Below are 22,767 nucleotides of genomic sequence, written 5' to 3'. Positions count from 1 at the left end.
GGCCGCGGCGCCGGGCGGCGCTATGGTGATCCATTCCGGAACGCGCGCGGGCGCGCGCCCGCCGCCGCGGCCCCGCGCGGACCCGCGCCGCCCCCGCGCCAGGCCCGAGCAGGCCCAAGGAGGAACGACCCGTGACCGAGCCGCGGACCAGTCTCATCGTCCCGTTGATGAAGGCCCGGGTGCCGGCCGAGGTGCAGCTGGAGTTCCCGCTGCCCGTCGAGGAGGAGCCGATCCGCGACCCGCTCGCGGGGGACCTGTACGTCACCTACGCGCTGGAGCTGACCGGCGAGGCCGCGGGCGGCGCGGCCCTGCCCGGCGGCGCGGCGGGGGCGGGCGGCCCGCGGTACGAGCACATCGCGCGGCGGCACTGCGCGGAACTGGGCGTCGCGCCGGAGGATCTTCGCCGCCACGCGGTCGTCAACCTGCGTAACCGGCGCCCCGACCTGGCGCTGAGCTGGTATCCGGACGTGCGGGCCGTCACGGTCACCCTCGGCGCGGTCCCGGGCGCGGGTGACGCCTCGTCGCGGTTCGGGGGGCTGGAGGCGGGACTGCTGCTGGACGACGGCTTCCTGGAGAAGCTGGCGCAGGACGTGGAGGGCGACCTGGTCGTCGCCACGCCCGCGCGGGACGTGTTCGTCGCGTCCGGCACCGGCCACCCCGACGGCGTCGACAAGCTGCGCTGGGCCGTCGGGCAGGTGTGGGCCGAGGGCCGCGGCGACGACGGCGACCCGGCGTGGGACGTCCCGCCCGGGCAGATGCTGTCGCGCGACCTGCTGGTGCGGCGCGGCGACGCCTGGGAGATCCTCCCCGCCTGACGCGGCCGAATCGGCCTCACGCCGCCTGAAGCCGCCCGAACGGGCGTTCCCGTCGCCTCTGGCGGTATGCGTTATGTCCTGATCCGGGGCTGTTTGGCAGACCGAAAAGTGGCGAACGGCGCGTGTCCGTGTGCCTACCCGGCGTAATCTCCGCGTGTCAACCCCTAGGCACTACGGAGGTCCGCTATGGATGGCAATGTCGCCACCGCGCTAGCCCTACGGGCGGAGACCTACGGCTGGTGTGACCGTCCGCTGTTCCGTACCGGCGACGGCACGGTGACCCACGGCCAGGCGCACGCCGCCGCCGCCCGCGCGTCCGGCGTCCTGCACGCCGCCGGGGTGCGTCCCGGCCACCGGGTGCTCATCGCGCTTCCCGACTCGCCCGGGTACGTCGCGGCCCTGCTCGGCGTCCTGCGGCTCGGCGCGGTCGCCGTGCTGGCCGGGCCCGAGCAGAGCGAGCGGCAGCACGCCTACGTCGTGTCCGACGCCGAGCCCAGCGCCGTGGTGTGCGCGGCCGGCCTCGGCGCGCGTTTCCCGTCCGTGCACGTCCTGACCCCCGAGGACCTGACCGACGAGCCCGCCTTCGTGCCCGATCCCGTGCCGGTGGCGCCCGGCGCCGCCGCGTACGTCCAGTACACCTCCGGGACCACCGGCGCGCCCAAGGGCGCCGTGCACAGGCATGCCGATCCGGAGGTCTACTTCCGGGCGATGGGCCTCGGTGCGCTGGGCGTGACCGCCGACGACGTCATCTTCTCCCTGGCCAAGGCGTGCTATCCGTACGGCCTGGGCGCCACGGTTTTCTTTCCCATGTTCTGCGGCGCCTCGTCGGTGCTGTGGCCCGACCAGCCGAGCGTGGAGGGCGCCGCCGAGCAGGCGCGGCTGCACCGCCCGACCCTGCTGTTCACCGTGCCGACGTGGTACGCGCGGCTGGTGAACGCCTCCGACCCCGAGCCGGTGCGGGCGGCGTTCCGCGCGCTGCGCGCCGCCGCCTCGGCGGGAGAGCCGCTGCTGCCGGCGCTGGCCGACCGCATCGAGGACTTCCTCGGGTGTCCGGTGCTGGACGGGCTCGGCAGCACCGAGGTCGGGCACACGTTCGTCTCCAACACCGTCACGCGACGGCGCCGGGGTTCCCTCGGCGTCGTGCTCGACCCGTACGAGATCGACGTGCGCGTGGAGCGCACCGTGGGCGGCCCCGGGACGGGGCGGGGCGGCCCGGTCGGCAGGATCGAATCCGTGGGGGAGCCGGTCGGCGGCGCGGGCAACCGGCGGGGCCGCCGCATCCCTTCGGTGGGGGCGGGGACGCTGTACGTGCGCGGCCCGTCGGTGATGGCCGGGTACCTCGGCAAGCCGGAACGCACGGCCGAGGTGCTGGACGGGGACGGCTGGCTGCGCACCGGCGACCTGGTGCACGTCGACCCGGACGGCTTCGTGCACCACCACGGGCGCGTCCTGGACCAGGTGACGGTGTCGGGCGACCGGTTCTCCCCGCTGGAGGTCGAACGGGTGCTGGGGCAGCACTCGGGGGTCGTCGAGGTCGCCGTCGTCGGAGCGGCGGGCGGGACGGGCGCGTTGCAGGCGTTCGTCGTCCCGGCCGAGGGCGCGGCGCCGCCGGACGACCTGGCCGACGAGCTGCTGGCGCTGGCCAGGCGCCGCCTGCCCGCGCACAAGGTGCCGCGCTCGGTGACGTTCATGTCCGAACTGCCGCGCACCGCCGCGGGGAAGATCAGCCGTGCCGCCCTCGCCCGGCGCGGCTGAGCGCCGGGCCCGCGCCGCCGGCGGTGCCCGGCGCGGACGCCTACACCTTGATGTTCAGCGTCTCCAGGGCGTCCACCAGCGGGGCCAGCTCGGGCAGCTCGGCGGCCTCGCGCAGCGCCTCGTCCAGGGCCTTGTTGTGGACGGGGACCGCCTCGTCGTGCAGTTCGCGCCCGGCGTCGGTGGCCTCGGCGCAGATGCCCCGCCGGTCCTCCTCCGACAGCACGCGGGTGATCAGGCCGCGCTTCTCCAGCCGGGTCACCAGGCGCGTGGTGGCGCTCTGGCTGAGGACGAGCTTGTCCGCCAGCTCCTGCATCCGCACGTGCCGGCCCTGGCTCTCGCCGAGGTGGTGCAGGGCGCAGAACTCGTTGACGCTCAGCCCGTGCGCGTCCTGCAGCGCGCGCTCGATGCGGTCCTCGATGCGGGCGTTGAGCGCGGCGAGCGTCCGCCAGCCCTGGGCTCGGGAGTCGTCGGGGCGTGACACGGCTCACCCTCCTCGCGATTGCGGCCGGGATACTTGCGTGGTGAGATAGCAGGCGTTTGCAAGTAACCGGCGTATGCAAATAATGCTTGTGCTAATTACCCGCGTACGCCACTGATCCTACCGGAGGGTACGGCCATGCCCCTGGCCCTGCTGGCGCTGGCACTCGGCGCCTTCGGCATCGGCACCACCGAGTTCGTCATCGCCGGTCTGCTGCCCGACCTGGCCGCCGACTTCGGCACCTCGATCCCCACCGCCGGGCTGCTGGTGTCCGGCTACGCCTTCGGCGTCGTGGTCGGCGCCCCGCTGGTCACCGCCCTCGGCGCCCGGCTGCCCCGCAAGGGCATGCTGCTCGGCCTCATGGGACTGTTCGTCGCCGCGCACGTGCTGTCGGCCCTCGCGCCCGGCTACGGCGCGCTGATGGCCGGACGGATCGTCGCGTCCTTCGCGCACGGCGCGTACATGGGCGTCGGCTCGGTCGTCGCCGCCGACCTCGTCCGGCCCGAGAAGCGGGCCAGCGCCATCGCCATGATGTTCATGGGACTCAGCCTGTCCAACGTGCTGGGCGTGCCGTTCGGCACGTTCGTCGGGCAGCAGCTCGGCTGGCGCGCCACCTTCTGGATCATCACCGGGGTCGGCGTGGTGGCCTTCGCCGGGATCGCGGCGCTCATCCCGCGCGGCACGCGGCCCGACACCGGCCTGCGCCGGGAACTGGCCGTCTTCCGCGACCGCCAGGTGTGGCTCGCGCTGGTCATGACCGCCCTGGGCTGGGCGCCGGTGCTGGCCGTCGTCACCTACGTCGCGCCCCTGCTGACCGACGTCACCGGGTTCTCCGCGGGCGCCGTCCCCATGGTCATGGTGCTGCTCGGCCTCGGCATGGTCGTCGGCGGCCCGCTCGGCGGCCGCTACGCCGACCGCGCCCTGATGCCCAGCGTCTACGCGATGCTCGCCGCGCTCATCCTGGTGTCGGCCGTGCTGCTGGGCGCCGCGCACCACAAGGTCGCCGCCGTGATCGCGTTCACCGTGTTCGGCGTCGTCGCCTCGGCCACCATCCCGGCGTTCCAGACCCGCATCCTCGACAAGGCCGTCGACGCCCAGGCGCTGGCCTCGGCCGCCAACGTCGCCGCGTTCAACCTCGGCAACGCCGTCGGCCCGTTCCTGGCGGGCCTGGCCATCAGCGCCGGGTTCGGCTACACCTCGCCGCTGTGGGTCGCCGCCCTCCTCGGCCTCGCGGGCCTGGCGGTCGCCCTGCTGTCCGGTGCCCTGGACCGCCGCGCCGCCGCGCCCGTCCCCGGCCCCGCGACGCCGCGTCCGCACGTCAAGGTTCACTGAACCCGGCGCGTCCTCGTCAACGCGGCCGTCCCGCGTCCGCCAGATTCGATCTGGCGAGCGCGGGACGGCATCTGGCGCTCCAGAGGTGAGACCTTCATGCGAAAGGACGCGTTGATGAGCGACGACGACCCGGCGATCGAGACGTCGGGACTGACCAAACGGTTCGGTGACGTCCGCGCCCTGGACGGCGTCGACCTCACGGTGCCGCGCGGCGCCGTCTACGGGGTGCTCGGCCCCAACGGGGCGGGCAAGACCACCTGCGTGCGGGTGCTGTCCACGCTGCTGCGCCCGGACGGCGGCCAGGCCCGCGTGTTCGGCCACGACGTGCGGCGCGAGCCCGACACGGTGCGCACCCGCGTCAGCCTGACCGGCCAGTACGCCTCGCTGGACGAGGACCTGACCGGCACCGAGAACCTGGTGCTGCTCGGCCGCCTGCTCGGCCACGGCCGGCACGCCGCCCGCGAACGCGCCGCACGGCTGCTGGAGGCGTTCGGGCTGAGCGAGGCCGCCGGACGGCAGGTCAAGAACTACTCGGGCGGGATGCGCCGCCGCATCGACATCGCCGCCAGCATCCTCAACACCCCCGACCTGCTGTTCCTCGACGAGCCCACCACCGGCCTGGACCCGCGCAGCCGCAGCCACGTGTGGGACATCGTCCGGCTGGTGGTGGCGCAGGGCACCACGGTGCTGCTCACCACCCAGTACCTGGAGGAGGCCGACCGGCTCGCCGACCGGATCGCGGTCATCGACCACGGCCGCGTCATCGCCGAGGGCACCCCCGGCGAGCTGAAGTCGTCGGTGGGCGCGGGCTCGGTGCACGTGCGGCTGCGCGACGCCGCGCGCCGCGACCAGGCCCGCGACCTGCTGGCCCGCGCCCTGGACGCCGAGGTCGTCGCGGACGCCGAGCCGGTCGCGCTCACCGCGCGGCTGACCGGCGCGTCCTCGGACCTGGGCGCGGCCGGGCTGGCCTCCCGCGCGCTCGCCGAACTGGCGGACGCCGGGATCGTCGTCGACGACTTCTCCCTCGGCCAGCCCAGCCTGGACGAGGTGTTCCTCACCCTCACCGGCCACCCCGCCGACGACGGACAGGAGGCGGCATGACCACCGCGACCGAGAGCTCCACCCGCGAGGCGGCGGGCGGCCACGCCCCCTCGGCCGAACTCATCGCCGCCGTGCTGGCGCCGAGCGCGCGGCCGCCGCGCCCCGGCCCCCTGTCGGCCTCGCTGACGTTCGGCTGGCGGGCCATGCTGAAGATCAAGCACGTGCCCGAGCAGCTGTTCGACGTCACCGCGTTCCCGATCATGATGACGTTGATGTTCACCTACCTGTTCGGCGGGGCGCTGGCCGGGTCGACCCGGGAGTACCTGCAGTTCCTGCTGCCGGGGATCATGGTGATGAGCGTGGTGATGACCACCATGTACACCGGCGTGTCGGTCAACACCGACATCGCCAAGGGCGTGTTCGACCGGTTCCGCAGCATCCCGATGTGGCGTCCCGCGCCGATGGTCGGCTACCTGCTCGGCGACATGTTCCGCTACACCATGGCGTCCATCGTCATCCTGGCGCTGGGGCTCATCCTGGGGTTCCGCCCGGACGGCGGCGCCGCCGGGGTCGTCGCGGGCGTCGCCGCACTGGTGGCGTTCTCGTTCGCCTTCTCCTGGGTGTGGACGATGGTCGGCCTGCTGATGCGCACCGACAAGGCCGTCATGGGCGTCAGCATGCTCGTGCTGTTCCCGCTGACCTTCCTCAGCAACATCCTGGTCAAGCCCGAGACCATGCCCGGGTGGCTGCAGGTGTTCGTGGACGTCAACCCCATCACGCACCTGGTCGCCGTGGTGCGCGGATTCATGGCCGGGTCGGTGGACGGCGGCGAGGTCGTCTGGGTGACCGCCTGGGGCGCCGTGCTGATCGTCGTGTTCGGCTCCCTCACCATGTGGCTCTACAACCGCAAGTGAATGCGGCCCGGCCGGTGGCGGCGCGGGGCCGCGGGCGCGCGCCCGCGGCCCTCACGGGGCCCGGTTCACAGGCGCCAGGTGACGTCGGAGTCGGGTCGGTAGGCGCAGGTGAGGCCGGTGGAGACGGTCGCGCGCAGATGCCGGGCCAGTTCCGGATGGCGCCGGTCGAGCCTGCGCAGGGTGTCGCGGATGCGCGCGGTGACCGCCTTGCGCGCCCGTTCGGCCTGGTCGCCCAGGCGGCGGTCGCGGCCCGCCGGCCCGGCCGCGGCGCGCAGCTCGGCCAGCAGCGCCGCCCGCTCCCGGTCGAACTCGGCGGCCCTGCCGTCGTCGCCCAGCGCGGCCGCCCGGTCGATCTCCTCGTCCAGCCGCAGCAGGCGCCGCCGGTACCGCGCCTTGGCCTCCTCGTCGAGCACGGGATCGCCGCCGCCCCGCAGCGCGGCCTCCGCCACCCGGCCCCCGGCGGGATTGGCCAGCCGCACCGCCGGGATCTCCGTGCCCGGGCTGCCGAGCAGCACGTGCAGGTCGCGCAGGCCCTTGGCGTCGGGCATGTGCACCGTCCGGGAGGCGAAGGACAGCGTCCAGACCGCCCCGTCGAACCGGAACACGCCCCCGTCGCCGCCCTCCGCGCTCTCGAGGGTCCGCGTGCTCGCCGTCGCCCGCACGGCGGACGCCTCCCGCGCACGCGACGGCCCGCTCGCGGGAACGGGCGCAGCGCGCCCGGCGGTCCGGGCCGGGGCGTCGACCGCGGCGGACAGGGCCCTGTCCGCCCGGGCGGGGACGTGGCGCATGTCCATGTCGGCGGCCTCGCGGGTGACCTCGGCCAGCAGCCCGCGCGCGGCCTGCGCGTCGCCGTCGGCACCCCGGGCGAGCAGCGACTCGGCCAGCCGCAGCCGCGCCTCCACCGACCAGGGACGGGCCAGCAGCCGGTCGGCCGACTCGCGGGCGGCGGTGAAGCGGCGGACGGCGTCGTCCCAGCGTCCCTGGGCGGCGTCGAGCTCGCCGAGCCACAGGTCCATCGGACCGCTCACCTCGCAGCCGTGCAGCGCCACCGCCCACAGCCCCGCGTACGGCAGCAGCGCCGACCGCGCCCGCTCGCACCGCCGCGGATCGCCGGAGGCGGCCGCGGCCTGCGCCTGGAACCGCAGCCACAGCGACGCGACGACCGGCGGATAGGGCTCCTCGCGGTCCTGCATGGCGGTCAGGTGCCGCAGCGCCAGATCGGTGTCGCCGCGCTGCACGGCGGTGACGGCCTCCAGCAGCTCGGCGTACGGGTGGTCGCGCTCGTACAGCGCGCGGTGCGTGGCCTCCAGCTCCTCGAACCGGCCCTGCAGCAACTGGATCATCCACCGGAACTGGAACGCCATGTAGGCCAGGCCGGAACCGGCCCCGCACGTCTCGCCCGTCAGCAGCGCGTCCGCGTGCCGCTCGGCCTCGGCGAACCGTCCCTGCAGCGCGCCGATGACGCACTCGTCGGCGCTCGCGCCCATGTGCCATATGTCGGCGTCGGCGCCGCGCGCCATCGTCACGAACCGGTGGAAGTACTCCAGGTACCGCGGATCGCCCTGCTCCAGCAGCGCCACCCAGCGGAACGACGTCGCCAGGTAGGCCGTCTCCATGTCGCCGGTCCGCCGCGCCAGGCCGAACAGCTCCTCGGTGAGCGCGAGGCGCTCGGCGGCGGTGCCCACGCCCAGCAGGGCGTCGTGCCGGGCCCACAGGCTGAACACCAGCGTCTCGTCGTCGCCGCCGCGGGCCTGCCGCGCGACGGCGGCCGACAGCTCCTGCGCGAGCTGGATCAGCGGCCGCCGCACCGGCGGCGCGGCGCCGTCCAGGACCATCCGGCGGTGCGCCTCCACCAGCAGCTCGTCCCGCAGCCGCTGCGCCGGGCCGGGCGGCTCGTACGGGTAGAGGGTCAGCGCCGCCCGCGCCAGCAGCGCCGTGTCGTCGACCTCGCGGCTGAGGGCCACGGCGCGTTCGAACACCTGCCACGCCGCGTCCTCGTCGCCGGCGTGCGACAGCTGGCGGCCGAGTTCCAGCGACAGCAGGACGCGCAGGCGCCCGTGCCCGGCGGGGGCGCGTTCCAGCGCGCGCCGAAGGTGCCCGATCGACTCCTCCACGGCGCTGCGCCGGCGGGCGTCGCGGGCGGCGGCCCGCAGGTGCTCCACCGCGAGCATCGCGTCGATCTCGTCACCGGCGAGATGGGCGTGCCGGGCCAGCTCGGCGGGCATGACGCGCCCGGCCAGCGCCGGGGCGTCGTCGATAGCCCGCACCACGGCGGCGTGCGCGCGGCGCGCCTCGACGTCCCCGAGCGTGCCGTACAGGGTCTCCCTGACCAGGTCGTGGGCGAACGCGAAACGGCCGTCGTCGCGCGCGACGACCAGCCGGGCCGCCACCGCCCGCGCCAGCAGCCGTTCCACGCGCGGCACCGGCTCGCCCATCGCCGCGGCCAGCACGCCCCGGTCGAACTCGCGTCCCAGCACGGCCGCCGAGGTCAGCAGCCGCGCCACCGCGCCGGGCAGCAGCGACAGCCGCCGCCGCACCGCGTCCTGGACGCCCGGCGCGATCGCGTTGACGGTGCCGCCGCCGTGCCACAGCCGGGCGGCCTGCTCGACGAAGAACGGGTTGCCGCCCGTGCGCCGGTGCACCTCGGCGACCAGGGCGTCGTCCGGCTGCACGCCGACCGTCCGGTGCATCAGCCGGCCCACCTCGGCGCGGCCGAGCCCGGTCAGCGTGACGACGGTGGCCTTGGCCGCCAGCGACGGCAGCAGGGAGCGCAGCGGGTGCTCGTCCCACTCCACCTCGACGTCGCGGTAGGTGCCGATGAGCAGCAGCCGTTCGAACCAGGTGTGCTGCGCCACGAACTCCAGCAGCCGCACCGACGCGGCGTCCGCCCAGTGCAGGTCGTCGAGCGCGACGGCCACCGGGCGCCGCTGCGAGACCGCCACCAGCGCGCTGGTCACCGCGTCGTACACCTGGAAGCCGTCGGCGTCGGCGCCGGGCGACTCGCCGAGCAGCACCGCCAGCCCGCCGCCCGCGGCCGCCTCGGCCGCCGCCCACTCCCGCGCGTCGACGGCGCGCCGCAGCGCCCGCACCACCTGCGTCCACGGCCAGTAGCCGGGCGCGCTGGCCGAGTCCCAGCACGAGCCGCCCAGCACCAGCGCGCCCCTGTCGCGGGCCTCCCGCATCGCCTCGGTCACCAGGGTGGTCTTGCCGATCCCGGCCTCCCCGGCGACCAGCACCAGCCCGCCGTGGCTGGCCACCGCGCGGTCGACCTCCCCGCGCAGCACCGCCGCGGGATGTTCCCGTCCGATCAACGTGGAAGTCATGCTGGGCCGCCGTCCTCCAGGGCGTACGCGTCCGTCACGACGGTAACCGCCCCTTCCGACATTTCCGCCCTGCCGTGCGAACGGATATTCGGATGCTTCCCCCGGCAGCCGGCCGCAGTTCGTCCGCCCCCGTCGCCACCACCGGCCGCAAGGACTGAGCCGGGCCGGGGCCGCCGCCTGTCGGGCGCGAACGCCCGGTCAGCCCTCCCGCCAGGACAGCTTGATGAGCCGGTTCTTGGCGTCCTCGGCGACCTCCGGGTCGGTGACGACGTCGTAGCGGGCGGCGACGATCTGGCTGCGGGAGGCGAAGTCGCGGCGGCCGCCGGTGACGGCGTGGGCGATGAAGCCGAAGACCGCCCCGAACACCGCGCCGATGACGATGCCGCCGACCAGCAGCGACGGCACGGCGCCGTGGTTCCTGGTGAACAGGGTCAGCAGCAGCCCCATGAGCAGGCCGAACCAGGCGCCGCTGCCCGCTCCGGCCAGGGCGGCGCGGCCCTTGGTGAGACGGCCGAGGACGGTCTCGACCATCTTCAGGTCGGAGCCGATGATGGCCGTCCGCTCCACCGGGAACTTCTCGTCCGACAGGAAGTCGACCGCCCGCTGGGCTTCCGCGTAGGTGCTGTAGGACCCGACGACCGGCCGGTCGGTGTTCGGTATCGGTTGCGTGTTCATGTGCGTCCGTCCTCGTATCCGCGGTGTTGCCGCATGCACTACCCACGGCCACGCGGGGCGCACCTGCCGAAGGTCCCGACGTCCCCGGCGATCAGCGGGGGTGGGCCTGGGACGGGGCGCCGGCGGGCTGGGAGCCGAAGGCGGTCAGGAAGCGGTCGCGGAACTCGTTCATCGGCCAGACGGGGGACCGCGGGGCGGGTTTGAGGCCGTCCTGCCAGCCCCAGCCGGAGATCTGGTCCAGCACCTTGGCGTCGCGGGCGACGATGGTGATCGGGACGTCCCGGCTCGCGCCCTCGCCCGTGATCACCGGGGCGGGCTGGTGGTCGCCGAGGAAGACCAGCACGAGATCGTCGTCGCCGTAGGTCTCCACGTAGGAGATGAGGGTGTTCAGCGTGTACTCGATGGACTTGCGGTACTCGCCCCGGATGCGGTCGTTGGGCGGCCACTGGGCCTTCTTCAGGCTCATCCCGCCCTGGCCGTTGAAGATCGACCCGTCGCCGACCTGGTTCCAGTCGACGAGGCGGGGGACGGCGGCCCAGGGCGCGTGGCTGGACACCAGCGCGGTCTCGGCCATGACGGGCGTGTCCCGGTCCCTGCGTTCGCGTTCGACGCGCTGGAAGAACGACAGGGTGTACTGGTCGGGCATGGTGGCGTACGCCCAGCGCGGCCCCCGGTACCCCAGGGTGCGGTTGTCGTAGACCTGGTCGTAGCCGAAGAACCGGCCCTCCGGCCAGGCCCGGATGATGGCGGGCATGAGGCCGACCGTCCGCCACCCGGCCCGGCCGAAGGCGCGGTTGAGCGTCAGCCGGTCGCCGGCGACGAGGTTGCGGTACCGCTGCTGGTTGTCGATCCACAGGCCGGACAGCAGCGTGGCGTGGGCCAGCCAGCTTCCCCCGCCCACCGTGGAGGAGGTGAGCCAGGCGCTGCGCGCCCCGAACCCGGCCTTGCGCAGGCGCTCGCCGCCGGAGTCGAGCACCGCGCCGACCTGGGCGGAGAACTCCGGGTCCTCGACGGCGTCGCGTCCGTAGCTCTCCACGAAGGCGACCAGCACGTCCTTGCCGCGCAGGCCGGTCAGCAGCCGGTCGCCCGGCGTGGCGCGGAAGCCGTCCACGGCGGCCTGCCGGGCGAACACCTCCTTGTCGTGCAGGCCGCTGCGCACCTTGAGCGCGCGGTTGTAGGCGAGCTTGGCGGTGCCGGAGGACGCGACCGGCACCCCCGGGACGAGCTGCGCGCCGAACACGACGCCCACCGTCCACACCGCCCACAGCACCACGACGGCGCGGGCCGCCCCGGTGTCGTGCCGGGCCGCGACGCCCGCCAGCCGCACCGCCGCCAGCGCCATGACGGCGATCACGCCGACGGCCAGCACCACCGCTCCGGTCAGCACCGCGACGCCGCCGGCCCCGCCGTACTCGCCGGTGAAGAACTCCAGGCCCGCGTCGACGAACGCCCAGTCCAGCACCGGGTCCCACGGCCGGACCAGCACCTGGTAGAAGCCCATGTCGACGACCTTCACGACGAGCAGCGCGCCGAGGGCGGCGCCGCCGAGCCCCGCCGCGATCCGCCGGGCCCGCCCGCGCAGGGCCAGGACGAGGACCACGCCGAGGACGCCCTCGATCGGCACCCGCGCGAACGCGCCGGGCGTGAGCCTGTTCAGGTGGTTGGGCGTGAGCAGGGCGAAGGCGACCAGCAGGAACGCCAGGACGGTGACCGTCCGCGACCAGACGCGGTGCCGGCGCAGCATGGCGAACGCGCCCCGCTCGCGGGACGGGGCGCCTTCCGGCGTCGTCGCGTCGCCGTCCGCCGTCGCCGTCTCCCGAGGGGAAGGCGTGAAGAGAGACACGAGGGGGTCCTCCCATACGCAGCCTGCTGACCACTGTCGCGCATGCCGGCTCGCAGGGAAGGCCGGTCCGCGCTGCCCACCCTGTGTACGGCGGCTCTGGGGCGCCGGTTCAGTCACGGCTACGATGGCGGCCGACGGTAGGGGAGGAACCCGGTGCGAATCCGGGGCTGTCCCGCAACTGTGACCGGGGAGTCCGCCTCCACACAGGGCCACGGCGTACGCGCTGGAAGGCCGGGGGCCGTGACGTCGATCCGGGAGCCAGGAGACTCCGCGCCGTCGTGACCTCGTCACCGAGCCGGGGCGCGGACCCCGGAGGAGGCCCTGCCGATGCGTGTTCTGCTGCTGTCCACCGCCGACACCGAACTGCTCGCCGCCCGCGCGGCCGACGCGGGCTACGTGACGGCCAACCCGGTGCGGCTCGCCGCCGAGGAGGTCGACCGGCTCGCCGAGGGCGCCGACGTCGTCGTCGTGCGGCTGCTGGGCGGGCGCAAGACCTGGCCGGAGGGCGTCGAGCGGCTGCGCCGCGGCGGCCTGCCCGTGGTGTTCCTCGGCGGCGAGGCCGATCCGGACGCCGAGCTGATGGGCCTGTCCACCGTCCCCGCCGGGGTGGCGGCCGAGGCGCTGGGCTACCTGCGCGAGGGCGGCGTCGCCAACCTCAGGGAGCTGGCGCGCTTCCTGTCGGACACCGTGCTGCTGACGGGGGAGGGCTTCGCGCCGCCGGTCGCGATGCCGTCGTACGGGGTGCACGGGTCGTACGGGCTCGACCCGGCCCGTCCCACGGTCGGCGTCGTCTTCTACCGCGCGCACGAACTGTCGGGCAACACCGCGTTCGTCGACGTGCTGTGCCGGAAGATCGAGGAGAAGGGCGGCAACGCGCTGCCGGTGTTCTGCGGGTCGCTGCGCGGCGCCGACGCCGGCCTGCTCGACCTGCTCAAGCAGGCCGACGCGCTGGTCGCCACCGTGCTGGCGGCGGGCGGGACGGTCGCGTCGCAGGCCAGTGCGGGCGGCGACGAGGAATCGTGGGACGCGGGCGCGCTGGCGACCCTGGACGTGCCCGTCGTGCAGGGCCTGTGCCTGACCACGCCCCGCGCCGCCTGGCAGGAGTCGGATGGGGCGCTGTCGCCGATGGACGCGGCCATGCAGGTCGCCATCCCCGAGTTCGACGGGCGCCTGATCTCCGTGCCGTTCTCCTTCAAGGAGGAGGGCCCCGACGGCGTCCCGGTCTACGTGGCCGACGAGGAGCGGGCCGCGCGCGTCGCCGGGATCGCCGTGCGGCACGCGCGGCTGCGGCACGTGCCGAACGAACGCAAACGCGTCGCGATCGTGCTGTCGTCGTACCCCACCAAGCACTCGCGGGTCGGCAACGCCGTCGGGCTCGACACGCCCACCTCGGCCGTGCGGCTGCTGCGCGACATGGCCGCCGCGGGCTACCGGCTGGGCGACGACGGCACGTACTGGAGCGACCCCGACACCGGCGACGCGCTCATCCACGCGCTGATCGCGGCGGGCGGCCACGACGTGGAGTGGCTCACCGAGGAGCAGCTGCGCAACGCCCCGGCGCGGGTGCCCCTCGACGCCTACCGCCGCTGGTTCGAGGCGCTGCCGGAACCGCTGCGCGAACGCGTCCGCGAGCACTGGGGCGAGCCGCCCGGCGACCTGTACGTGGACGGAGACGACATCGTCCTGGCGTCGCTGCGGTTCGGGAACGTCGTGCTGATGATCCAGCCGCCGCGGGGCTTCGGCGAGAACCCGGTGGCGATCTACCACGACCCGGACCTGCCGCCGTCCCACCACTACCTGGCCGCCTACCGCTGGCTGGACGAGGAGTTCGGCGCCGACGCGGTCGTGCACCTCGGCAAGCACGGCACGCTGGAATGGCTGCCCGGCAAGGGGCTCGGCCTGTCGGCGGAGTGCGCGCCCGACGGCGTGCTGGGCGACCTGCCGCTGGTCTACCCGTTCATCGTCAACGACCCGGGCGAGGGCACGCAGGCCAAACGGCGCGGGCACGCCACCGTCGTGGACCACCTCGTCCCGCCGATGGCTCGCGCCGAGACCTACGGCGACCTGGCCAAGCTGGAGCAGCTGCTCGACGAGTACGCCACCGTCGCCGACCTGGACCCGGCCAAGCTCCCGGCGGTGCGCGCCCAGATCTGGACGCTCGTGCAGGCCGCGCAACTGCACCACGACCTGCACCAGGAGGAGATGCCCGGCGAGGCCGAGTTCGACGACTTCATCCTGCACATCGACGGCTACCTGTGCGAGATCAAGGACGTGCAGATCCGCGACGGCCTGCACGTCCTCGGGCAGGAGCCGCTCGGCCCGACCCGCGTCAACCTCGTGCTGGCCGTGCTGCGCGCCGCCCAGGTGTGGGGCGGCGTCGCCGGCGCCATGCCGGGCCTGCGCGCCGCGCTCGCCGCCGCACACGGCCTGGACGAGAAGGCGCTGCTCGCCGAGCCCGGCGCGGTGGTGGACGCCGACATCGCCGGGACGCACGCGCGCACCGCCTCCGACGCCGTCGACGTCCTGGAGTCGCTGGCGCGCCGCCTGGTCGAGGGCATGGAGGAACGCGGCTGGGACGCCGCGCAGGCCCCCGCCGTGTGCCGCGACGCGCTCGACCGGGAGATCGAGCCCGTCGTCCGGCTGCTGGAGTTCGCCGCGGTCGAGGTGGTGCCGCGGCTGTCGGCCACCCGGGACGAGATCGGCGCGGTGCTGCACGCCCTGTCCGGCGGGTACGTGCCCGCCGGGCCGTCCGGTTCGCCTACCCGCGGGCTGGTCAACGTGCTGCCGACCGGCCGCAACTTCTACTCCGTCGACCCCAAGGCGATCCCGTCCCGCAACTCCTGGGAGGTCGGCGTCGCGCTGGCCGACTCGCTGATCCGGCGGCACCTGGACGACACCGGCGACTACCCGGCGAGCGTGGGCCTGACCGTGTGGGGCACCAGCGCCATGCGCACCCAGGGCGACGACATCGCCGAGGTGCTGGCGCTCATCGGCTGCCGTCCGGTGTGGGACGACGCGTCCCGCCGCGTCACCGGCTTCGAGATCGTCCCGCCGGAGGAGCTGGGACGCCCCCGCATCGACGTCACGCTGCGCATCTCCGGGTTCTTCCGCGACGCGTTCCCGCACGTCATCGCGCTGCTCGACGACGCCATCGGCGCCGTCGCCGCGCTGGACGAGCCCGCCGACCGCAACTTCGTGCGGCGGCACGCCGTGGCGGACCGGGCCGTGCACGGCGACTGGCGCCGCGCCACCACCCGCATCTTCGGCTCCAAGCCCGGCGCGTACGGCGCGGGGCTGCTGCCGCTCATCGACGCCCGCAACTGGCGCGACGACTCCGACCTGGCCGAGGTGTACGCGGTGTGGGGCGGCTACGCCTACGGCCGGGGGCTGGACGGCCGCGAGGCCCGCGCCGACATGGAGTCCTCGTTCCGCCGCATCGCCGTCGCCGCCAAGAACCAGGACACCCGCGAGCACGACATCGTCGACTCCGACGACTACTTCCAGTACCACGGCGGCATGGTCGCCATGGTGCGCTCCCTGACCGGCCGCGACCCCGCCGCGTACGTGGGCGACTCGGCCCTGCCCGACCAGGTGAGGACCCGTACCCTGGCCGAGGAGACCCACCGCGTCTTCCGCGCCCGCGTCGTCAACCCCCGTTGGATCGCCGCGATGCGGCGGCACGGCTACAAGGGCGCGTTCGAGCTCGCCGCCACCGTCGACTACCTGTTCGGCTACGACGCGACCGCCGGGGTGGTGGACGACTGGATGTACGAGAGCCTGGCCGAGGAGTACGTCTTCGACGCCGAGACCCGCGCGTTCATGGAGCAGTCCAACCCGTGGGCGTTGCGCGGCATCACCGAACGCCTGCTGGAGGCCGCCGACCGCGGGCTCTGGGCCGCCCCCGACCCCGAGACCCTGGACCGGCTCCGCCGGACCTACCTCCAGACGGAAGGCGACCTGGAGGCCGAGGACGAACAGTAGCCCGACGGGAGGGGCGGGTCAGGCGTCCTCGGCCTGGCACAGGGTGAAGTCGTCGAACGCGGCCGTGACCCGCTCGCTCGTCCCGGCGTCGTACAGCACCAGCCCGGTGGTGCCCTGCCGCAGCGGGTCGCGGGTGTCGGTGTGGTCGAAGACCCTGCCGCCGTTGACCCACAGCGCGATGCGCGGGGCGTCGCCGCGCAGGTCCAGCTCGGCCTGCATCCGGTTGTGGTCGTCCAGCTCGAAGTCGGGAACGCGGCCGGAGGCCAGCTCCGTCGCCTTCCCGCCGACGACCTTGTTCAGCCCGGCCGTGCCGTCCGGGCGCAGCACCACGTCGTACCGGTCGTCGCCGCCCTTCCCGGCCAGCAGGTGCACGCCCGCCGCCCAGGCGGTGCCGTTCGGGCCCGCCGCCAGCCTGACCTTGACGTCGACGATGCCGTGCTGCGGCGATGGCATCGCCGTGGACGCCGCGCACGCCTGCGCGGCCCCGGCGCGCGGGGCGATGTCCAGCACGTAGCCGTCGTCCCGGTAGGCGCCGCATCCGCCGGATCCGGCCGTCCAGCCGCTGCCGGGGTCGTCGAAGTCGTCCTTCATCAGCACCGCCGCTGACCTGGGCGGATCGTCGGCGGACGCCTCGGACGTGCCGTCGTCGGGCAGCAACTGCTGCACGCCCAGCACGCCGCCGATCACCGCGAGCGCCCCCACCCGCACCAGCATGGTGCGCCGCCGCGTCCCCGTGTCGCGCCCGACCTCGGCGACCGCCTGCGTCGGAGCCCCGTGAACCGACGCCCCGGCCGCCGTCGCCTCACCCGCGGCCTCCGGCGAAGGCCGCTTTTCGCCCTGCGGGGACGGCCCCGAGGGCGCGGTCGCCGAGGCCGCGAGCCGTGGCTCGGCAGCCGCGGGGGCGGCTTCGGCGGGCGGCGCTTCGGCAGGTGAGGGGGTGTGCCGCGTCGGTGGCGCCTCCGCCTCCGCATGCGGAGGCGGAGGCGGCGCCGGCGGGGGAGTCGCCGCCGGGCCGGGGACGAGGGACGGGTGGCCGGTCAGTTCCCGCAGGAGGGTGGCGGCGTCGGGGCGGTCGGCCGGGTCCTTGGCCAGGGCGCGGGTCACCAGGGGGCGCAGGGCCGGGTCCAGGGCGTCCACGGCGGGCGGGGCGGTCAGGACGCGGTGCATGATCTCGTGGACGTTGGTGCCGGGGAACGGGGCGTGGCCGGTGCCGGCGTAGGCGACCACGCAGCCCCAGGAGAAGACGTCGGCGGCCGGGGTCAGGGCGCCGCCCTGCATCAGCTCGGGCGCGACGTACGCGGGCGTGCCCACGAACTGGCCGGCGCGGGTGGGGCCCTCCGGCGCGTCCAGGGCGCGGGCGATGCCGAAGTCGATGACCCGGGGGCCGGTGGAGGACAGCAGCACGTTGGACGGCTTGAGGTCGCGGTGCACCACGCCCGCGCCGTGGATGGCGCCCAGCGCCGTGGCGATGTTGACCGCCAGGCTCTCCAGGGCGCCCTCGCGGAGCGGGCCCTGCTCGCGGACGGCCTGCTCGAGGGTGGGCCCGTCGACGTACTCGGTCACCACGTACAGCGGGTCGCCGTCCAGGCGGGCGTCCAGCACCGCGGCCGTGCAGAACCGGCGCACCTGGCGCGCGGCGGTCACCTCGCGCCGGAACCGCTCGTGGAAGGCGGCGTCGTCGGACAGCTCGGGGTTGATGACCTTGATGGCGACGCGGCGGTCCTCGCCGGCCACGCCGAGGAAGACGGTGCCCATGCCGCCCCGCCCGAGCCTGCCGGTGACGCGATAGGGGCCGAGGCGCTCGGGATCACCGGGCCGGAGCGGAGTCGTTGGCATGTGTCCTCCCACACTGTGAGATGCGGGAGGCGCCCGTCACGTTCACACGTTTCCGGCAAATGGTTCATCCTGCCGGTGGGTGAGCACGGGGACCTCGGACACCGGCGGGGTCCTGCCGTAGCGGCGGCGCAGCGGGTACACCGCGGCGGCGACGGCGAGGCTGAGCGCGGAGGCGAGCAGCTGCGAACGCTGCTCGGCCATGAACGCCATCGACACCAGCACCGCCAGCAGGGCGGCGACGACCAGCCAGGTCAGGTACGGGTAGCCCCACATCCGGTAGGTGAGGCTGCCGGGGTCCTCGCGCTCCAGCCGGGCGCGCAGGCGCAGCTGCGAGAACGCGACGGCCAGGTAGACGAAGGCCAGGATGACCCCGATCGAGTTCATCAGGAACTTGAAGACGGCGTCCGGCGAGACGTACGAGGCGACCACCGCGCCCCACGCGGCCACGGTGCCGAGCAGGATCGCCCGCACCGGCACGCCGCGCCGGTTGAGCCGCACCAGGGCGGCCGGGGCGTCGCCGTTGCGCGTCAGGACGTACAGCATCCGGGACGAGACGTAGATCGCCGAGTTCAGCACCGACAGCACCGCGGTCAGGATCACCGCCTGCATGAGCGTGCCCGCCGCGGGCACCCCGACGCGGTCCAGGGCGCTGACGAACGGGCTGGTCAGCACCCTGGCGTCGTTCCACGGCAGGATCGTCACCACCAGCAGGATCGACAGCACGTAGAACAGCGCCACCCGGTACAGCACGTTGCCGGTGGCGCGGGCGACGGCGCGTCCCGGCTCCCGGCTCTCCGCCGCGGCGATCGTGGGGATCTCGGTGCCGCCGAACGCGAACATCACCGCGACGATCGCCGCGAACACCGAGGCCGGGCCGTTCGGCAGGAACCCGCCGTGGCCGGTCAGGTTGCCCAGGCCGCCGGTCGCGTCCGGCCACGCCCCCGCCACGTACAGGCCGCCCAGCACGAGGAACACCAGGATCGCGGCCACCTTGATGGAGGCGAACCAGAATTCGAACTCCCCGAACGAGCGGACCGACACCAGGTTGACGGCCGTCATCACCACCAGCAGCGCCGCGGCCAGCGTCCACTGCGGCAGCGGGATCCACTCGCCGAGGATCGCCGCGCCCGCCACCGCCTCGGCGCCGACCAGGATCACGTACAGGTACCAGTACAGCCAGCCGATGGTGAAGCCCGCCCAGGGGCCGAGGGCCATCCGCGCGTACTCGGCCAGGGAGCCGGCGACCGGGCGCGCCACCACCATCTCGCCCAGCGCGCGCAGCACGCACAGCACCAGCAGCCCGGCCGCGGCGTACGACAGGACCGCGGCGGGGCCCGCCGTCTTGATCACCGCTCCGCTGCCCACGAACAGCCCCGCTCCCACGGCGCCCCCGATCGCGAGCATGGTCATGTGGCGCCGGCGCAGGCCGGTCCGCAGGGTTTCGGGCATGCCTGGTCGTTCCTGTCGATCGGTCGGCAACGGGACGCCCATACCCTAGTGGCCGGAGCCGCATGTTCCGGTCAGGCTAAAACGGGTGTTCCGGTTGGAGGCGGGGTCGGCCGTACGCTGGGGCGCATGAAGGCGACGACGGACGTGCTGGGGCCGGAGTACGAGGCCATCGAACTGCCCATGGGCCACGACGCCGAAGGCGAGGTCGTGGCCACGCTGGTCCGGCGCCGCGGCGAGCGTCCGTGCCGCCGCGCCGTGCTCTACGTGCACGGGTTCGTCGACTACTTCTTCCAGAGGCACCTGGCCGACTTCTACGTCGAGCGCGGGTTCGACTTCTACGCCCTGGACCTGCGCAAGTACGGCCGGTCGCTGCGCCCCCACCAGACGCCCAACTATGTCGACAGCCTGACCGAGTACTTCCCGGAGATCGACGCGGCGGTCCGGATCGTCCGGGACGAGGACGAGCACCGGGTCGTGCTGCTCAACGGCCACTCCACCGGCGGGCTGGTCGCCGCGCTGTGGGCCGACCGGGTGCGCGGCCGGGGCCTGGTCGACGGCCTGTTCCTCAACAGCCCGTTCCTGGACATCAACGAGCCGCTGCCGCTGCGCAAGCTCGGCGCCGGGCTCGCCCGGACGCTGCGGGCGCGGTTCCCCAAGGCCAAGCTGCCCGCCGGCGTCTCCGAACTGTACCCGCGCAGCATCCACGCCGACCACGACGGCGAGTGGGACTTCGACCTGGCGTGGAAGCCCCTGGAGGGCTTCCCGGTGCGGGCGGCGTGGCTGGCGGCCGTCCGGCGCGGGCAGCTGCGGCTGCACCGCGGCCTCGACATCGACGTGCCCGTCCTGGTGATGACCTCCACCCGCAGCGTCCGCCCCAAGCCGGGAGTGGCCGACCTGTCCAGCGCCGACGCCGTCCTGGACGTCGAGCACATGGCCCGCTGGGCGCCCCGCCTCGGACGGCACGTCACGCTCGTGCGGATCGACGGCGGCGTGCACGACCTGGTGCTGTCCGCCAAGCCCGTCCGCGACCAGGTCTTCACCGAGCTGTCCCGCTGGATGACCGGCTACCTGCCGGATCCCGCCGCCGGCGAGTAGGGCGTTCCGCGCGGCCGCTCGCCGCACGTGGTCAGAGCGGCTGGAGCCGGGTGCGCAGGAGGCAGAACTCGTTGCCCTCCGGGTCGGCCAGGACGTGCCAGCTCTCGGTGCCGGTCTGGCCGACGTCGGCGGTCCTGGCGCCGAGAGCGAGCAGCCGCTCCAGCTCGGCGTCCTGGTCGCGGTCGGTGGGGTTGACGTCGATGTGCAGGCGGAGCTTGCTGGGCCGCGGGTCGCTGCTGGGGCTGAGCACGAGGGTGGGCTGCGGGCCGCCGAAGCCCACGCCGGGCGGCCCGATGTGGATGCTTCCGTCCTCTTCCCGGTGGAACTCGACGTAGCCGAGGACCTCGCTCCAGAACGCGGCGAGCCGGTCGGGGTCGGCGGCGTCGAGGACCAGCTCACTGATGCGGGATGCCATGGCCGTCAGTGTACGGAGACGATCCGCGAGTCGATCATCGGCCGCGCGCTGGAGCCGGGTGCCGGAGAGGGCGGGGCGAGCGGGACGCGCCCCTAGACGAATGATTCCTAATGGTCGTAGGCGATCAGCGAGCGGGTGACCGGCTGGCCGGTGTGGTGGTTGTGCCAGATCGCCGCTGTCATGGCCAGGATGCGCTGGGCGACGCGCACGGCCACGCCCTCGAAGGTGCGGCCGCCGTGTTGTTCGAGGTTGAGCTGGCCTTTGAGGGTGTCGTTGACCGACTCGATGAGCTGCCGGACGGGTTTGAGCAGGTGTTCGCCCGGCCGGGGCTGCTCGCCGCGCATCGCCGGGCGCAGCAGCTGGATCCCATGCTGGGCGAGTTCGTCGTCGAACCAGCGGGCCCGGAACCCCTTGTCGGCGATCAGCAGAAGACCCGGCCGGTCGGCGGCCAGTTCCGGCTCGACCTCCAGCATCGCGGCCACCACCTCCCGCTCGTCCAGCTTGGGGTTGGCCAGCGCCCAGGTGACCGGCATCCCCGAAGGGGTGCAGATCAGATACAGCCGCAGCCCCCAGAACCACCGCGAGTGGGACCGGCAGTACCCGTAGGACGCCCAGCCGGCCATCTGCGATCGCTGGACGGTCGGGCGGGACCGGCCGCACTCCACCGGGGTGGAGTCGGCGATCCACACGGTGTCATGCCAGAAGCCGGTGTCGGCCGCCAGGGTGCGGATGATGCGTTTGATCCGCGGCAGGGCGGCCCGCAGCCGCTTGTTGTAGCCGGGTTGCTGTGGGACGAAGGGGAACAGGTGCCGCAGGTGGCTGCGGACGTGACGCAGCCAGCGGGCCTCGGATGTGAACCCGAGCATCGCCTGCATGACCGCCAGGCAGAGCAGCTCGGCATGGCTGAGCTTGGGTGGCCGTCCGGGCAGCCGGGCGATCCCGGCCGCGTCGTCGTCGATCTTGACGTACAGTGCGATCACGAGGGTGTCCAGGTTGTTCGTCACACAGCGATCTTGGACACCCTCTTCGCGTCCGGTGGCTGGCCCACCACATCGTGATCATTAGGAATCACTCGTCTAGCCCCGGATCTCGGCGAGGTCGAAGTCGTCCCAGTCGGTGGTGATCTTCTGGGCCGCGTTGCCGCCGCGCCGGATGACCAGCCCCGAGACGCCGTTGGGCAGCGGCGCCGCTTCGTCGGTGTACTCCAGCACCAGGTCGTCGTTGGCCCACAGCCGCAGGTGGACCTTCTTGCCCTTGTCCTGCTCCTCGCAGGCGATCTGCAGCCGGTTGCGCTCGCCGGACTTCCAGCCGGGCGCCGACTCGGTGGCGATGAGCTCCTTGGTGCCCTGGTCGGGGGACGCCTTGCGCAGCAGCGCGCCCTTGCCGTCGGCGCGCACCATGAACCAGTAGCCGGTCTCCTTGTTGGTGTCGTTGCCGGCGTCGCGGCAGTAGAGGCCGAGCTGGGCGTCCGGCTGCGCCTGCACGGACGTCGAGGTGACGCCGGCCAGCAGGCGGACCGGCACGTCGGTCTCCTTCGGCGCCCGCTTCTTCAGCCAGTCGTCGGTGTCCATGCGGTAGTGGCCGTCCTGGTAGCCGGCGCCACCGGTGTAGGTGCCGCCGGCCCAGCCGGACTGGGTGTTGCTGAAGTCGTCGCTGAAGACCGGCGCGGTGTCCTCGGGCGGGGAGTCGCCGCCGAAGACGGCGACGAGCAGGGCGGCCAGCAGCGCCACGCCGGCCACGCCGGCGCCCGCGCCGATGAGCGACGTGCGGCGGGACGGGCGGCGGTCGAGCAGGCCGGTGCCCGCCGGGTCGGCG

16 protein-coding genes and 1 riboswitch are annotated in these 22,767 nt (G+C 74.1%); of the genes, 7 read left to right on the top strand and 9 right to left on the bottom strand.

The features are described 5' to 3' along the window. Positions 1–131 precede the first annotated feature (131 nt). The gene (locus ABD811_RS24635; protein ID WP_344952184.1) at positions 132–815 is read left to right on the top strand and encodes a DUF1444 domain-containing protein; all 684 of its coding nucleotides are present in this window, start codon (positions 132–134) and stop codon (positions 813–815) included. A gap of 186 nt (positions 816–1,001) precedes the next feature. Continuing rightward, entirely contained in the window at positions 1,002–2,570 is a 1,569-nt protein-coding gene (locus tag ABD811_RS24630; protein WP_344952181.1) for an AMP-binding protein, read from the top strand. 40 nt (positions 2,571–2,610) lie between these two features. Here the strand turns inward: ABD811_RS24630 and ABD811_RS24625 are convergent, their stop codons facing one another. Continuing rightward, positions 2,611–3,051: a MarR family winged helix-turn-helix transcriptional regulator gene (locus ABD811_RS24625; RefSeq protein ID WP_344952178.1), complete on the bottom strand. Its 441-nt coding sequence runs from the start codon at positions 3,049–3,051 to the stop codon at positions 2,611–2,613. A 135-nt stretch (positions 3,052–3,186) separates the two neighbouring features. Here ABD811_RS24625 and ABD811_RS24620 point away from each other — a divergent pair, with 135 nt between their 5' ends. The 3 genes from ABD811_RS24620 (at position 3,187) to ABD811_RS24610 (ending at position 6,335) form a co-directional block, all read left to right on the top strand. Beyond that, the gene (locus ABD811_RS24620) at positions 3,187–4,380 is read left to right on the top strand and encodes an MFS transporter (RefSeq protein WP_344952175.1); all 1,194 of its coding nucleotides are present in this window, start codon (positions 3,187–3,189) and stop codon (positions 4,378–4,380) included. A gap of 114 nt (positions 4,381–4,494) precedes the next feature. Then, positions 4,495–5,481, top strand: a complete 987-nt coding sequence (locus ABD811_RS24615) for an ATP-binding cassette domain-containing protein (RefSeq protein WP_344952173.1) — start codon at positions 4,495–4,497, stop codon at positions 5,479–5,481. Continuing rightward, positions 5,478–6,335, top strand: coding sequence for an ABC transporter permease (locus tag ABD811_RS24610; RefSeq protein WP_344952170.1), 858 nt, complete (start codon positions 5,478–5,480; stop codon positions 6,333–6,335). The genes ABD811_RS24615 and ABD811_RS24610 overlap by 4 nt, the downstream gene beginning before the upstream one ends. Positions 6,336–6,400: 65 nt before the next feature. Here the strand turns inward: ABD811_RS24610 and ABD811_RS24605 are convergent, their stop codons facing one another. The 3 genes from ABD811_RS24605 to ABD811_RS24595 all read right to left on the bottom strand — a co-directional run bounded on the left by ABD811_RS24605 (position 6,401) and on the right by ABD811_RS24595 (position 12,176). Further along, positions 6,401–9,658, bottom strand: a complete 3,258-nt coding sequence (locus ABD811_RS24605) for an ATP-binding protein (RefSeq protein ID WP_344952167.1) — start codon at positions 9,656–9,658, stop codon at positions 6,401–6,403. Between the two features lie 198 nt (positions 9,659–9,856). After that, the gene (locus ABD811_RS24600; RefSeq protein ID WP_344952164.1) at positions 9,857–10,333 is read right to left on the bottom strand and encodes a YflT domain-containing protein; all 477 of its coding nucleotides are present in this window, start codon (positions 10,331–10,333) and stop codon (positions 9,857–9,859) included. Positions 10,334–10,424: 91 nt separating this feature from the next. After that, positions 10,425–12,176 (bottom strand): alkaline phosphatase family protein, encoded by a 1,752-nt coding sequence (locus tag ABD811_RS24595; protein WP_344952161.1) that lies wholly within the window; start codon positions 12,174–12,176, stop codon positions 10,425–10,427. Positions 12,177–12,319: 143 nt separating this feature from the next. Beyond that, a riboswitch (cobalamin riboswitch) is annotated at positions 12,320–12,445 on the top strand. A 58-nt stretch (positions 12,446–12,503) separates the two neighbouring features. Between ABD811_RS24595 and cobN the strand changes: the two genes are divergently transcribed. Further along, positions 12,504–16,157: a cobaltochelatase subunit CobN gene (cobN, locus tag ABD811_RS24590; RefSeq protein WP_344952158.1), complete on the top strand. Its 3,654-nt coding sequence runs from the start codon at positions 12,504–12,506 to the stop codon at positions 16,155–16,157. 18 nt (positions 16,158–16,175) lie between these two features. On the opposite strand, the gene ABD811_RS24585 is transcribed toward cobN, so the two are convergent. Both ABD811_RS24585 and ABD811_RS24580 read right to left on the bottom strand, forming a co-directional pair. Continuing rightward, positions 16,176–17,993, bottom strand: a complete 1,818-nt coding sequence (locus tag ABD811_RS24585) for a serine/threonine-protein kinase (RefSeq protein WP_344952155.1) — start codon at positions 17,991–17,993, stop codon at positions 16,176–16,178. A gap of 42 nt (positions 17,994–18,035) precedes the next feature. Next, positions 18,036–19,442, bottom strand: coding sequence for an amino acid permease (locus ABD811_RS24580; protein WP_344952152.1), 1,407 nt, complete (start codon positions 19,440–19,442; stop codon positions 18,036–18,038). Positions 19,443–19,568: 126 nt separating this feature from the next. Here ABD811_RS24580 and ABD811_RS24575 point away from each other — a divergent pair, with 126 nt between their 5' ends. Further along, positions 19,569–20,537, top strand: coding sequence for an alpha/beta hydrolase (locus tag ABD811_RS24575; RefSeq protein ID WP_344952149.1), 969 nt, complete (start codon positions 19,569–19,571; stop codon positions 20,535–20,537). Between the two features lie 31 nt (positions 20,538–20,568). Here the strand turns inward: ABD811_RS24575 and ABD811_RS24570 are convergent, their stop codons facing one another. From ABD811_RS24570 to ABD811_RS24560, 3 genes are all read right to left on the bottom strand, one after another. Next, positions 20,569–20,952 carry a VOC family protein gene (locus ABD811_RS24570; protein ID WP_344952146.1) on the bottom strand — a complete coding sequence of 128 codons (384 nt, stop codon included), beginning with the start codon at positions 20,950–20,952 and terminating at the stop codon, positions 20,569–20,571. Positions 20,953–21,059: 107 nt separating this feature from the next. Beyond that, positions 21,060–21,956, bottom strand: coding sequence for an IS982 family transposase (locus tag ABD811_RS24565; protein ID WP_344952143.1), 897 nt, complete (start codon positions 21,954–21,956; stop codon positions 21,060–21,062). 72 nt (positions 21,957–22,028) lie between these two features. Then, a partial coding sequence (locus ABD811_RS24560) for a hypothetical protein (RefSeq protein WP_344952140.1) occupies positions 22,029–22,767 on the bottom strand: 739 nt, incomplete at its 5' end.

Origin of the sequence: Actinomadura miaoliensis (assembly GCF_039536785.1) — a bacterium.
In the GTDB taxonomy this organism is placed as follows: Bacteria; Actinomycetota; Actinomycetes; order Streptosporangiales; family Streptosporangiaceae; genus Spirillospora; species Spirillospora miaoliensis.
This window is presented reverse-complemented; position numbering and strand designations above follow the sequence as displayed.